Below are 13,367 nucleotides of genomic sequence, written 5' to 3'. Positions count from 1 at the left end.
GCACACCTCTGTACGCGCGTACGCGAAAGGACCCGTCCCACCCATGAGCAGCACCGCCGACGCACCCCGCTCCCCCGTCCCCGTCGTGGCCGGCATCGATGTGGCCACCGCCGCGGTGAGAGTGGTGTGCGCCGACGCCCGCGGACGGGTCCTCTCCGAGGGGCGGGCGCCGCTCCCCCAGCCGGTACGCGGCGCGGGCGGCCACAGCGAGCAGGACGCCCGGGCCTGGTGGCCCGCCACTGCCGCCGCTCTGCGGCAGGCCACGGCCGCGCTCCCCGGCGGCGGCCGGGAGGTGGTGGCGGTCGCCGTCTCCGCTACCTCCGGGACCCTCGTCCTCGCGAGCCCGGACGGGGAGCCCGTGGGTCCGGCCCTGATGTACGACGACCGGCGGGCCGCCGACATCAACGCCAAGGCACAGGAGCTCGGCGCGGCGCGGTGGCGGGCGCTCGGCCTGACCGTCGGCCCGACGGCCGCGCTCGGCAAGCTCGTCTGGTACGCGAACCGGGCCCGCCCCGGTCAACTCGTGCTGCACACTCCTGACTTGCTCGGCCGCGAACTGACCGGGCACCCGGTCCCCACGGACTGGAGCCACGCCCTGAAGACCGGCTACGACCCGCGCGCGGGCGAGTGGGCCACCGACGTCTTTGACGCCTTCGGTGTCCCCGCCGGCTTCCTCCCCTCCGTACAGGCTCCCGGCACAGAGTCCGGTACGGTCTCGGCCCGGGCGGCGGCCGAGACCGGTCTGCCCGTCGGCTGCCGGGTCCGCCTCGGCATGACCGACGGCTGCGCGGGCCAGATCGCCACGGGCGCCGTGGAGCCGGGACAGTTCGTCGGCGTACTGGGGACCACGTACGTCCTCAAGGGGGTCTCTCGCGCTCTGGTCACCGACCCGGCCGGCGCCCTCTACAGCCACCGTCACCCGGACGGCTGGTGGCTGCCCGGCGGCGCCTCGAACACCGGCGGCGAGGCGCTGGCCGCGGTCGATCCGGCCGACCTGCCCCGACTGGACGCGGCGGCCGACGCCCGCGGTCCGGCCTCCTGCCTGAACTACCCGCTGCGCCGCGAGGGCGAGCGGTTCCCGTTCGTCTCCGGCGCCGCGCGCGGCTTCTGTGCCGGTACGCCGCAGGACGAGGCCGACCGGCACCGGGCCGCACTGGAGGGCGTCGCCTTCCTGGAACGCCTCGCCCTGGAGCGCGTCCAGGCGCTGGGCATCGAGGTGCGGGGCCCCCTGCACGCGGCGGGCGGCGGCAGCCGCAGCGACCTGTGGACCCGTATCCGCGCCACGGTCCTGGGCAGGCCGCTGCGCGTCGCCGAACGGGCGGAGACGGCGTTCGGCGCGGCCCTGCTCGCCGCCGCCGGCACCCTCCACCCCGACCTCTCGGCGAGCGCGGCGGCGATGACGGCGGCGGGGCGCCTGGTCGAGCCGTTGGAGCGGGAGCGGGCGGCGCTGGACGAGTCGTACGGGCGATTCGCCCGGGAACTGCGCGCGCGGGACTGGCTGGACGCGGGCTGACGGCGTCATCGCCGCCTTCAGCCCGCTGCCCGCCGCCTCCCGCGCTCGCAGATGCGGACCGCATGAGGTGCGGGGACCCTGTAGGGGTGGGGGGCAACCAGCGAGGAGGCTGACCCATGTCCATGATGGACAAGCTCAAGCAGATGATGAAGGGCCACGAGTCCCAGGCCGGAAAGGGCATCGACAAGGCGGGCGACGCCGTCGACGACCGGACCCAGGGCAAGTACAGGAGTCAGGTCGACACCGGCCAGGACAAGCTGAGAGACGAGTTCGGCAGGGAGCAGGGCCCGGGCCAGGAGCGGCCGCCCCAGCCCTGACTGAACGAAGTCCTGGTGAGGGCGGGACAACTCCGTCCCGCCCTCACGCGCCCGCACACCACCACGCGGGGCCGCCTGCTCAATCGCCGGGGCGCCGCGGGTCGGAACCGGAACCGGCGCCGGCCGGCAGATGGACGACCACCAGAGTCAGGCCTGCGACAAGGAAATTCCTGGTGGCAGCCTCCAGGCCGTTCCAGTCGTCGGACTGCCACATGGCGAACCACTCGCCTCCGACGGCGATGAAGCCCGCGCCGAAAAGCAGCAGCACCATGAGCAGCCCGAGGGTTGCCACACGCCTCGCGCGGCCGAACTCACCCCCGCGCAGGGCGATCGCCCACTGGGCCGTCGCAACGATCAGTACGAGCGCCGCCACGGTTTCCCACCCGATGATGGCGATGTACGCGATGTTCTGCACCGTGGGCGAATCGATGGACCGCCACATGAGGTCCTCGTCCTTGAAGGTGGTGTCCATCGCCAGGACGTGCCGTACGAATTCCTGGTTTGTGCCGAAGTCGGTGATGTTGCCGAAGGCGACCAGCGCCATGTAGAGCGCGACCGTGGCGACGAGCACGGTGGCGGCGGCGCCAAGAGGCTGCGTAGCGCGTAAGCGTGTGTTCCTGACTGGCATGTGCACCTCGGTGTCATGTAGTGGGGACCGACCCTGTCAATTGTGACCTGTCCACGTCATACTTTGCGGGCCGATCGGGCGGTCGGCGATCCCTGGCCGACCGAGGGGACCGAACGCATGAGCGTGGACCGGCGTGGCTTTCTGACGGGAGCGGCGGCGCTCTCCGCGACCGCTCTGCTCGGGTTACCCAGAGCCGCCGCGGCTCCGCGGACCCTGTCCGTACAGGACTGGATGGCGGGTCTCGACGACTCCACGCCCTTGCAGCGGCTGACCGTCCCCGGCACCCACGACTCGGGCGCGCGCGTCGGCGGCCCCTGGGTGGCGTGTCAGAACACCTCCGTCGCCGAGCAGCTGGCGAGTGGCATCCGCTTCCTGGACGTGCGGTGCCGGGCCATCGGTGACTCCTTCGCCATCCACCACGGCGCGTACTACCAGAACCTGATGTTCGGCGACGTGCTCGTCGCCTGCCAGGACTTCCTGCGGGCCCGCCCGTCGGAGACGGTCCTGATGCGCGTCAAGCAGGAGTACTCGCAGGCGGCCGACACCGAGTTCCGCCGGATCTTCGACCTCTATCTCGACGGGAAGGGCTGGCGGCCGCTCTTCCGGATCGACGCGGGCCTGCCGGTGCTGGGGCAGGCCAGAGGCAAGGTCGTACTGCTCGCCGACAACGGCGGACTGCCCGGCGTCCGGTACGGAACCGCGGCACTCTTCGACATCCAGGACGACTACATGGCCGAGCCGGGTGCCAAGTACCCCCAGATAGAGGCCCACTTCCGCAGGGCCGCCCAGCAGCCCGGCAAGCTGTTCCTCAACTACGTCAGCACGTCGGCGCTGCTGCCGCCCCGCTGGAACTCCGACCGGCTCAACCCCAGAGTGCTCAGCTTCCTCAACGGCACCGAGGCGGGCGGCTGGACGGGCCTCGGCGTGGTGCCGATGGACTTCCCCAACACCCGCGCCGGGCTGGTGGAGTCCCTGATCCGGCACAACGCCGGGCAGGGCATCGTGCGCGCGGCGGCGAAGTAGCCCGCGCCGGCCGACGCGGCAGGCAGATCCCCCGCCACACGGGTGAGACAAGGCACCAGGTGCTGGACTGGGCGCGCGCGGACCGCTAAACCAGCGGCGATGACCATGCCTCTTCCGCGTGGTGGCACCGCGGCCACGTTCACTGATCCGAGCGCCCCGCTGACGCGTGTCGCCCAGACCGCCCGGTTCGGAGCGTCACCATGCAACTGACCCGCAATGCGCCGCTCGGAGTCTCTGGACACCCTGAGCAGCTCCACCGGCCGGCCGGCGGACGGCAGAGGCTGGCGGCGGTCATGCTGACCGGGGCGGCGCTGCTGTACAACGGCTGGCTGCTGGAGCTGTTGCTGCCGACCGGCCTGGACTACCGGCACTCCTACGTGAGCGAGCTCTTCGCAGCCGACCAGCCCTTCAGGGTGCTGTTCGGCCGGATGGAGATCGCATGCGCCGTACTCGTCATGGCCGGCGCGCTCCTGGCGCGCGGCCCGGGGCGTGGCACGGCGGCTCGTACGGGCTGGTGGGCACTGTTCGGATTTGGGATGTCGTCCCTGGCCGACGTCCTGCTGCCCATGGGATGCGCCCCCTCCCTGGAACCGACGTGCCAGGCCGTGCATCCCTGGCACACGGTCACGAGCGGGCTGGTCCACTTCTTCCTCTTCGCCTGCATGGTTCTGTTCTGCCTGGCAGCGGCAGCCGAACCGGCCCGTGCACCGGTGATCCGCCGCTGGGGCCCACGACTGCTCGCCGGCGCGCTGGGGTCCGCCGTCATCACCACCGGCCCGCTGATCGGCCACCCCGGCTGGCACGGTCTCCCGCAGCGGGCCCACTTGCTCCTGGTAGGACTGTGGTTCGCCCTCCTCGCCCGTGAACTCCTCGCATCCGTCGGGCGAGAGCCATGGCCGCGGAACGCGGCGGCCGGGTCGGTGCCGGCGGCCAGGCTCCGGTAGCACCCGGAGAACCGGAGGAAGCGGAGGAACCGCCGCGTGGCATCCGTACTCTCCGTGCTGTTCGCCGTGCTGGCAGCGCTCGGCAACGCGACCGGCACGGTGCTGCAGAGGATCGCCGCGCGACGCGTGCCCCCAGGCGACGCCTTCAGTTTCCGGCTGATCCCGCACTTGGTGCACAGCGCGGCGTGGCTCGGCGGGATCGCCGTCATTGTCGTCGCCGCCGCGTGCCAGGCCCTGGCCCTGACCCTCGGCTCGATGTCGCTCGTCCAGCCCATCCTGGTGAGCGAACTTCCCTTCACCCTCCTGATCGCCTCCATGATCTCCCGGCGACGGCTGCCCGCGGCCGGCTGGACGGCGGCAGCGATGATCGCCGTCGGCCTCGGTCTGGCGCTGGCCGCGGCATCTCCGTACGAACGCCACGGGGAGGTCGCGCCGGGCGTGTGGGTACTGACGCTGCTCACGACGGGCGGCGCCATGACGCTCTGCGTGCTGGCCGCCCTGCCACGGCCGCGCGGGATGGCTCGTGCGGCTCTGTTCAGCTCGGCTTCCGCGATCGGCTACGCCCTGACGGCCACTTTGATGAAGTTCTCCACCACCACATTCGAACAGCACGGCGCCGGGGCCTTCTTGGCCTGCTGGCAGACATACGGCTTCGTGGCAGCCGGGGCGTGCTCCCTCTTCCTCCTGGCCAATGCCATGGAATCCGGCCCCCTGGTGGCCTCCCAGCCCGCCCTCACGCTGGGAGAGGCCCTGGTCAGTGTGGCGCTCGGAATGCTGGTGTACGGAGACCAGGTACGCACCGGGTGGTGGCTGATCCCGGAGGGCATCGGCGCCGTGATGGTCACCTGGGGCGTACTGCTCCTGCCCAGGGTCAAAACAGAGAACCACGACGACCACGAGGACCACGACGACCACGACGACCACGACACCTCCGCGACCTGACTCCGTCAAGAACCCTCTTCTGCCATGCCCGGATGGCGCAATAGATATAAATGCCCCTTTGATAGATCAAAGCGTGCGTCCAGGTGTCGCACGACAACCGAACGGTGTGTGCCACCGGAAGTACGGCGAACGGAGCCGCGCCATGACAACCGACCCGACAATGCCCTCTACGCCCAACAACGACGACCGCTCAAGGCCCCCCGACGACGCGGCCCCCGCGTACATGGTCGACGCCTACGCGGCAGCCGCGAACGAGGCCACAGCGAACGAAGCAGCAGCGAACGAAGCCAACGCGAGAGTGGCCGCCGCCAACGAAGCCGCCGCGAAGGTGGCCGCCGCAAGCGAGGCTGCCACGAAGGTGGCCGCCGCGAACGAGGCCGCCGCGGATCCCGGTCCCCAAGAAGACCCGGACCGGGACTCGAGTGAAGAGCCCATACGCATGCTGCTGTGGACGGCGGCCACTTGCCGGCCGCTGGAGGAAGTCGCCGCGCTGGTGAGCCTGCTCAAGCGGACCGGGGAAGTGCCCAGCCCCGGTGACGAGGCGCTGCGCGCAGCCGCCGTGGCCCGCCCGCTGGACGAGGTCCGGCAGCTGGTCGCCCTGCTCACCGAGCACCCGCACGAAGTCGACGAAGCCGACACGACGCTGCGCGCCGCGGCCCTGGGCAGGCCGATCGAGGACGTGGCACAGCTGGTGAGCATCCTCGGCCACGAGGAGAGCGACCACCGCTCCCCGGCGGGCGACGCGGCCCCCGCCCGCAAGAAGCGGGCCACGCTCGAGGGTGAGAAGACACCGAGCGAGCGCAGCGCCGACAAGAAGGCCGCCGCAGCCGACGAGCGGCCGAGCGGCCGACCCGCGTTGCCCACCATGGGCCCCCGCGGCGTCATCCCGTCCGTCGGCGGCGCGCTCGCCGCCGGAGCCGGCGCGGACACCGCTTCGCCGGCCCTTCGTTCCGTACTGCGATGGCCCGCGGCTGTCCTTCTCTTCGCCTGCGGCGTCATCCACCTGCCGACGGACTTCGCGCACCTGCGCTCCGGTGGATACGCGGACGCGCTAGCCATCGCCGTCACCGTGCTCTGCCTGGTGCTCGGCGTGTGGCTGGCCGTACGCGACACCATGCGCATCTGGGCGGCGAGCGCCGCGACCGCCATCGGCATCGTCGCCCTGCACGCGGTGGCGAGCGTCGGCACGGTGGACCTGCTGGAGAGCAGTCTGGGTGAGTCCTTCGCGTGGGCGGACGCCGCAGCGGTGTCCTGCGCCGCGGTCGGGGCGGTCCTGGCCGGGTCGGCTCTCCTGCGCCGCCAGAAGGAACCAGAGGCGACCAACGGAGCCTGACAGGCGACCACAGACACCGAGGGCGGCCCGTACCCGGGCCGCCCTCACCGGTACCACCCGAATGCGGCGATCAAGGTAATCGCAAAACGGGCATATCACGCGGCATATGAATAGTCATCAGCCCGAGCTGCGCGCCGCTGTCCGACGCCTGGGACGCCGTCATTTCCTCACGCTCACCGCGGCCGCCGCCGCACTCGCCTTCGCCACCGATCTGCCGGCCGCCGGCGCGGCGAGCGTGCCCGAGCTGGATGCCAGGAAGATCGCGGAGAATCCGTTCACGCTGGGCGTCGCCTCGGGGGACCCGCTGCCCGAGAGCGTGCTGCTCTGGACCCGGCTCGCCCCCCGCCCGCTCGAACCCGACGGCGGTCTGCCCGACAAGCGCGTGGTGGTCACCTGGGAACTCGCCCACGACGAGACGTTCCTGCGCACCGTCAGAGGCGGTACCACCACGGCGCATCCCGAGTATGACCACACCGTGCATGTCGAAGTCACCGGGCTCGATCCGGGGCGTCCGTACTACTACCGTTTCCGCACCGGGACGTGGGACAGCCCGGTCGGGCGGACCCGCACCGCTCCCGCGCCCGGCGCGGCGACCTCCCGGCTGAAGCTGGCGGCCGTGGCCTGCCAGGCGTACCACCACGGCTACTTCACCTCGTACAAGCACCTCGCCGGTGAGGACCTGGACCTGGTCGTCCACCTCGGGGACTATCTCTACGAGTACGCCGTCGACAGCGCCGGCGGCTCCCGCGCATACACCGACCGCGTGCTGCCCGCCCACTTCAACCGCGAGGCCATGACGCTCGCGGACTACCGGCTGCGGTACGCCCTCTACAAGTCCGACCCGGATCTCATCGCCGCGCACGCCGCGCATCCGTTCGCCGTCACGTGGGACGACCACGAGACCGAGAACAATTACGCGGGCGAGACACCCGAGAACAGCGTGCCGCCCGAGGAGTTCCTTCTCCGGCGCGCCGGCGCCTACCGCGCGTACTGGGAGAACCAGCCCCTGCGCGCTCCTCAGCAGCCCCGGGGCCCCGACATGCGGCTCTACCGGCGGCTGCATTTCGGGCAGCTCGCCCAGTTCGACATCCTCGACACCCGTCAGTACCGCTCGGAACAGGCCCAGGGGGACGGCTGGCAGAAGGCCCGCCCGGAATCCGAGTCCCCGTCACGCACCATCACCGGCGAGGCGCAGGAGCGCTGGCTGCTCGACGGGTGGAAGGATTCGAGCGCCACGTGGAACGTCGTACCGCAGCAGGTCACCTTCGCGCAGAGACGCGACAAGCCGACCGCCGACTTCAAGCTCTCCATGGACGCCTGGGACGGCTATCCCGCCTCTCGGCAGCGGATCCTCGACGGAGCCGAAGCGGCGGGCATCAAGAATCTGCTGGTGCTGGACGGTGACGCCCACGTCGGTTACGGCTTCGACCTGAAGAAGGACTTCCAGGACCCGGCCTCGCGCACCATCGGCACCGAGATCTCCACCACCTCGGTCTCCAGTGGCAGGGACGGCGCCGACAAGCCCGCCAACTGGGACGACCTCATCCAGGCGAACCCGCACCTGAAGTACTACAACGGCCGCCGCGGATACACCGTCATCACCCTGGGAACAGACCGGGCACGCGTGGACTTCAAGACCGTCTCAGGGGTCACCAGGCCCGGCGGGACGCTCACCACGGCCGCCTCGTTCGTCACCGAAGCGGGCAGGCCCGGCCTCACCTCGGCCTGACAGTTATCACTCCCGCCACAGGGGTACCCCCTAATCAGCGACGACCCGCAGGCATCAAGGGTCAACACCCAGGAACGAGGTGTGCGCAATGAGTGAGAAGGATTCACGCGATCCGGACCGCGAGCCCCGGCCGCGCACAGAAAAGGGTCCGGGCGCCCACTCCGGCGCGGAGCGCCAGGCGCAGGAACGGGTCGTACCCGGGACGGCGAGCGCCCGCGAGGGCTACCAGACCAAGGGCGGAACAGCCAGCGGTGAAAGCCTGGAAGGGGTGGAATCGTCCGGCGAAGAGCGCGGCGCCCAGCGCTCCGCCAAGGGCGACGTCACCCACACCCCCGCCCGCCGCAAGCGCCACAAGTGACCTCGACCTCAGAAAAGGCGGCCGCCGTGATCACTGAGGAACACGTCCGGGATCTCCTGCGCCCGCGTGCGGACGAGCCGACGCTGGTGGTCGTCCAGGGCCGGGCTCGGGTGATCCCCGCGGCCGAGCTGGACACCGGCGACTACCTGGGCGCCATCGAGGTGGTCTCGGCCGAGGAACTCGGCCGACGCATCGGCACCCGGACGCCGTCCGACCAGGACATCACCGCCCTGGCAAGCACGCTGGACGCGACGGTCGCGGAACTGGGCAGCTGAGCGACGACCGGTCCTCTTTCCCTCCACTGTCCCCCGCACGCTGTGCACGCTGTCATCCCGGCTGCCGTCACCCATGTGGAGTGCCTGGGACGGCCCCCGGCCCGTCCCCGCGTTCCACTGGAGGCGGCAGCGCATGTACCGGGAACAGTGCATGGGGTGAAATGACCATGGTCCAGATTTCGATCGTCGTGCCGTGTTTCAACGAGAGCGAGGTGATCGAGGCCTTCCATGACGCTCTGATCACCACGCTCGAGCCGATAGGGGCGACCTTCGAGATCTGCTACGTCGACGACGGCAGCAGCGACGAGACCATAGTGATCCTCAAGGACCTCGCCGGAGCGGACCCACGGGTGCGCTACACGTCCTTCAGCCGGAACTTCGGCAAGGAATCCGCCATGCTGGCCGGCATGCGTATGTCCCGGGGCGCCGCGGTGGTCCTGATGGACGCCGATCTCCAGCACCCTCCCGAGTTCATACCCCGCATGCTGGAGCTTCACCAGCACGGGTACGACCAGGTCATCGCGCAGCGCGACCGTACGAACGAAGGGGCTCTGCGGACGGCGCTCTGCCGCGCCTACTACCGGCTCGTACGCCGCTGCATGAACGTCGAGATCGTCAACGGCGCGGGCGACTTCAGACTCCTGTCGCGTCGTGCCATCGACTCCCTCCTGTCGCTCCCCGAGAGCAACCGCTTCTCCAAGGGGCTCTTCTCCTGGATCGGCTTCGACACTGTCAGTTTCACCTACGAGAACGTCCAGCGGGCCGCCGGGAAGTCCAAGTGGAGCGGCCGGCATCTGCTGAACTACGGCATCGACGGGCTCATCTCCTTCAACAGCCGCCCGCTGCGCCTGGCGATCCACACCGGCCTCTGGCTCTTCCTGTCCGCTCTCGTCTACGCGCTGTGGATCATCGCGAACGTCGCCCTGGACGGGGTCGAGACCCCCGGTTACGCGACTCTGATCACCGCCGTCGTCGCGCTCAGCGGAATCCAGCTCGCCACCCTCGGGGTCATCGGGGAGTACGTGGGGCGGATCTACGACGAGTCGAAGCGCCGACCGCATTATGTGGTCCGTGAGACGGACGAGTCGGCCGCTGTGCTCGACTCAGGCCTCTCGCTCGAGCCCGCCGGACAGGCGCGGCCGGAGGTATGAAAGCTCGGGGCCTGCGCCAGTTCGCCGCCTTCGCCGCGATCGGCGTCGTCAACACAGCGGTCTACTACGCGGTGTACGCCTCGCTGAACATCTGGATGCCGTATCTGGTCGCCCATGGTGTGGGCTGGGCGGTGAGCATCGTCGGATCGTTCCTGCTCAACTCGTATGTCACCCTGCGCACGAAGCCGACCTGGCGTGCCTTCTTCCGGTATCCCCTGTCGGCCGTGGCCAACGTCGTGGGCAGCGGAATCCTGCTGTACGTCGCTGTGAGCAGGCTCGGCATGCCCGAGAACATTTCCGCGCTCGCCGCCGGTGTCCTCGTCACACCCCTGTCGTTCCTGCTCGCCCGGTGGGCCATCACCTCCGGCGCGGCGGCCACGCGGGCCTGCGAAGCGCAGGCACAGCCGCAGCCGCAGGGGCCTGAGCAACAGATCACGGAAGCCGATTCGAGTAAGTGACCTTGTCCAGGTGGTAGTAGTCGGCGACACACCCGGCCGGCCAGACATTGCGCCCCTGACCGCCGAACGGCTCCAGCGTCCCGGCGACCGACAGCGGCGTGTAGGGGCCGCTCTTCGCGCCCTTCGCCGCCTGCGCGCGCAGGTACTGGTCCTGACGGTCCCACTTGTACGCCCGTACGCGCATGTCGTGGCCCAGGTGGGAGAGCGGGACGGCCAGCCCCAGGACGGCCGCGACGCACACCGCCGCGGCGACAGCCTTCGCCACCACACCCGTCCGCCGCTCACGCAGGCGCAGCGCGCGTCCCAGGAAGGCGCCGGCGCCGACGAGGAACAGGACGTACAGCAGCAGGTAGTCGTTCCAGGTCCGCTGGGCGGTCATCACGCGTGCGCCGAAGACGGGATAGGTGATGACCGTGCACAGGTAGCCCGAGACGAGGAAGGCGAGCGCGCCGAAGGATGTCCACAGCACCGGCCGGCACGGCAGCAGCAACGGCGAGGCGCCTGCCCGGCCGCGCGCCAGCAGGCCCAATAGCACTCCGGCCGCGACCGCTCCCACGTACTGCCAGGTCGTGAAGACGGTCTCCAGGATGTGTACGTACCCGCGCAGCGACGCGATCAGCGACTCGGGGGCGAGCATGGAGGTGGTTTCGAGGCCGAACCGCTCGCGCCGTTTGCGCCCTCCCGGGGACGTCATCAGCACGATCATGCCGATGCCGATGCCGGCGATGCCGACCAGAGCCCAGCAGCGGGCGACGGCGAGCGCCCGCTCGGTGAAGACCCAGTGGCCGAGCAGTACGACACCCGCGAGCACCACGACGCAGACCACCGAGGCTTCCTCGGAGAGCGTGCCCATGAAGACGCCGGCCAGGAGCACGACGGCCAGGGCGGTGATCCTGCCCCGCCGGCTTCGCGCCCCCAGGAGCGGCAGGGCCGCCGCGCAGGCCAGCACGGGAGCCAGGGTGTGCGAGACGGAGGCGGCGGGCCAGTAGAAGGTCTTGTAGGTGTTGGGTGTGGCGAAGAGGAACACCGCCGTGATCATGGACGCCACCAGCAGCGGGACTCCACGAGGCACCGACTGGCCGGCCCTGCGCAGCAGCTGGACGGTCAGGGCCCACAGGACGGCCAGCATGAGGGCGCCGGTGATCACGGCGAACCATTGATGGCCGGCGACCGGGAACTTCGCGTACATCCCGACGAGCAGGCCATTGCCGATCCGGCCGTTGTCGGTGGCGTAGAATTTCTCGACCATTCCCCAGACGCCGAGCTCACGCACTTTGGGCAGGAAACACCACTCGTCGGCGGTGGGCCGGACATGGCGGCCCAGCCATGCGGCTGCCGCGAGCAGCCCCAGAGGCAGGAGGCAGAGCCCCGTCGTCCAGACGGTCGTCCACGACGTGAAGAGCCCTCGGACCCCCTTCCCGCTCCCCCGCCCCGGGCCGCCTTTGCCCGGTACGGGTTCGCGCGGGATGGCGACACCCGGTGCAGCCGTCACAAGGTCTCCTCTTCACCGCCGGAATCCGAAGCGGAACCTGTCCACCGCTCGGCATCGTGACCGGCGACGGTTCCTCCCGGCGGAAGCCCACGCCGCCGCACGCCCGTTTGCCGCCCAATGGAGCAACCAGGACGCACCAAGAGCGCGGGCTTCCCGCTGGTCAGTCCCAGTACCAGTACTCCAGTCCCAGAGCGGGCAGCACGAAGTAGCCGTCGTCCCCGCAGCTGATGTCCCGCACCTTGAGATCCGCCGGGCTCTTCGCACCGCGCGCCCGGGCGTCCGCTATGAGAAGCCGGGCGAGCGCCGCCCCGCTCTTTTCGCCCGGCTCGGGGAACTCCGCCTCCCAGTGCCACTTGGTCCGCTTCTGCCAGCCGAGGGCCCGCATGGCCGCAGCGCGTTCCGGGCTCTCTTCGCCGTCCCCCTCGCGGATGTGCGCGAACAGGCCGGTGCCCGGCTCGAAGCCGACGAGTCCGCATCGGTGGTCGTCGGCGGAGTTGTAGAGCTGGAACCCGGCCCAGTCCCCGACCAGCGCGGGCAACTGCTCGCTCCAGGCGGCCAGCAGCATCCCCAGCGACTCCTCGAGGTGGTCCCACCGCGTGACCGGGCTCATCACGGGGAGCATGCCCAGGCAGCGGCAGCCGCCCACGAGCCGCTCTCCCTCGTGGCGGTGCAACAGCCACAGGTACGGCAGATCGTCGTAGGAAGACACCTGCTCGTCACCGTCCCCGACGCCGTAGTCGAAGTACCAGCAGTCCATGCGTTCAAGCTCGCCGCCGGGGTGCACGCTGAGGTCCGCGCCGAAGGTCCGTCCATCCAGCACCAGCGTCCACTGCGCACTCCGCCACCGGACGTGCGGCCCGCCCGCCGAGCCGCCGCACCAAGCCGGCTGCCCGACCCGCCCGGTGATGGCGTCCATCACCTCGCGGAAGGCCTGTCCGCGCTCCTGGGCACTCCACTCGTACGCGAACTCCCTTATCTGTACGGCGTTGTACCCGGTCTCCTCCGGTTCCGGCCGGCTCAGCAGCCGCTCTGCGAGGTCCGCTGCCGCGTCCAGGGTGGACGGCACGCTGCTCATTCCCGTATCGCTCATGAAGATCAGCTTGCCAGGTACCACTGACAATCCGACGTACGCGTGTGCGACGGGGCGCTGGTCGGCGAAGATGTGGGTGCCACTGTTACTCATCCGTCAGAGCGAGCGAGGAGC

The 13,367-nt window shown here is 70.3% G+C and carries 14 protein-coding genes; 11 read left to right on the top strand and 3 right to left on the bottom strand.

Annotated features, from left to right (window positions below):
- Positions 1–43: 43 nt before the first annotated feature.
- A complete protein-coding gene (locus ABZX79_RS10885; protein ID WP_355254443.1) occupies positions 44–1,513 on the top strand; it encodes an FGGY family carbohydrate kinase in 1,470 nt (489 codons plus the stop codon).
- A gap of 116 nt (positions 1,514–1,629) precedes the next feature.
- A complete protein-coding gene (locus tag ABZX79_RS10880) occupies positions 1,630–1,830 on the top strand; it encodes an antitoxin (RefSeq protein WP_215130963.1) in 201 nt (66 codons plus the stop codon).
- Between the two features lie 79 nt (positions 1,831–1,909).
- On the opposite strand, the gene ABZX79_RS10875 is transcribed toward ABZX79_RS10880, so the two are convergent.
- Complete coding sequence (locus ABZX79_RS10875; RefSeq protein ID WP_355254440.1) at positions 1,910–2,458, bottom strand: DUF2165 domain-containing protein; 549 nt, start codon at positions 2,456–2,458, stop codon at positions 1,910–1,912.
- 117 nt (positions 2,459–2,575) lie between these two features.
- On the opposite strand from ABZX79_RS10875, the gene ABZX79_RS10870 reads away from it, so the two are divergent.
- The 9 genes from ABZX79_RS10870 (at position 2,576) to ABZX79_RS10830 (ending at position 10,671) form a co-directional block, all read left to right on the top strand.
- Positions 2,576–3,481, top strand: coding sequence for a phosphatidylinositol-specific phospholipase C (locus tag ABZX79_RS10870; RefSeq protein WP_355254438.1), 906 nt, complete (start codon positions 2,576–2,578; stop codon positions 3,479–3,481).
- A 200-nt stretch (positions 3,482–3,681) separates the two neighbouring features.
- The gene (locus tag ABZX79_RS10865) at positions 3,682–4,425 is read left to right on the top strand and encodes a DUF998 domain-containing protein (RefSeq protein ID WP_355254436.1); all 744 of its coding nucleotides are present in this window, start codon (positions 3,682–3,684) and stop codon (positions 4,423–4,425) included.
- 36 nt (positions 4,426–4,461) lie between these two features.
- Positions 4,462–5,367, top strand: coding sequence for a DMT family transporter (locus ABZX79_RS10860; RefSeq protein ID WP_355254434.1), 906 nt, complete (start codon positions 4,462–4,464; stop codon positions 5,365–5,367).
- 142 nt (positions 5,368–5,509) lie between these two features.
- On the top strand, positions 5,510–6,700 hold the full coding sequence (locus ABZX79_RS10855) for a hypothetical protein (RefSeq protein ID WP_355254432.1): 1,191 nt from the start codon (positions 5,510–5,512) through the stop codon (positions 6,698–6,700).
- 106 nt (positions 6,701–6,806) lie between these two features.
- On the top strand, positions 6,807–8,429 hold the full coding sequence (locus ABZX79_RS10850) for an alkaline phosphatase D family protein (RefSeq protein WP_355254430.1): 1,623 nt from the start codon (positions 6,807–6,809) through the stop codon (positions 8,427–8,429).
- A gap of 88 nt (positions 8,430–8,517) precedes the next feature.
- Positions 8,518–8,787 carry a hypothetical protein gene (locus ABZX79_RS10845; RefSeq protein ID WP_355254428.1) on the top strand — a complete coding sequence of 90 codons (270 nt, stop codon included), beginning with the start codon at positions 8,518–8,520 and terminating at the stop codon, positions 8,785–8,787.
- A 26-nt stretch (positions 8,788–8,813) separates the two neighbouring features.
- Positions 8,814–9,062 (top strand): hypothetical protein, encoded by a 249-nt coding sequence (locus tag ABZX79_RS10840; protein ID WP_355254426.1) that lies wholly within the window; start codon positions 8,814–8,816, stop codon positions 9,060–9,062.
- A 167-nt stretch (positions 9,063–9,229) separates the two neighbouring features.
- Positions 9,230–10,213 carry a glycosyltransferase family 2 protein gene (locus ABZX79_RS10835; RefSeq protein WP_355254424.1) on the top strand — a complete coding sequence of 328 codons (984 nt, stop codon included), beginning with the start codon at positions 9,230–9,232 and terminating at the stop codon, positions 10,211–10,213.
- Positions 10,210–10,671: a GtrA family protein gene (locus tag ABZX79_RS10830; protein ID WP_355254422.1), complete on the top strand. Its 462-nt coding sequence runs from the start codon at positions 10,210–10,212 to the stop codon at positions 10,669–10,671. Before ABZX79_RS10835 ends, ABZX79_RS10830 begins: the two co-directional genes overlap by 4 nt.
- Here ABZX79_RS10830 and ABZX79_RS10825 read toward each other — a convergent pair.
- Together ABZX79_RS10825 and ABZX79_RS10820 are read right to left on the bottom strand one after the other, a co-directional pair.
- Positions 10,646–12,163, bottom strand: a complete 1,518-nt coding sequence (locus ABZX79_RS10825) for a DUF6056 family protein (protein WP_355254420.1) — start codon at positions 12,161–12,163, stop codon at positions 10,646–10,648. The genes ABZX79_RS10830 and ABZX79_RS10825 overlap by 26 nt on opposite strands.
- Positions 12,164–12,323: 160 nt before the next feature.
- Positions 12,324–13,253: a hypothetical protein gene (locus ABZX79_RS10820; protein ID WP_355254418.1), complete on the bottom strand. Its 930-nt coding sequence runs from the start codon at positions 13,251–13,253 to the stop codon at positions 12,324–12,326.
- Positions 13,254–13,367 lie beyond the last annotated feature (114 nt).

It is taken from the genome of Streptomyces sp. NPDC002994 (genome assembly GCF_040611155.1).
GTDB lineage: Bacteria > Actinomycetota > Actinomycetes > Streptomycetales > Streptomycetaceae > Streptomyces.
Note: the sequence above shows the minus strand (reverse complement) of the source record. Positions and strands in the feature narration are given on the sequence as shown.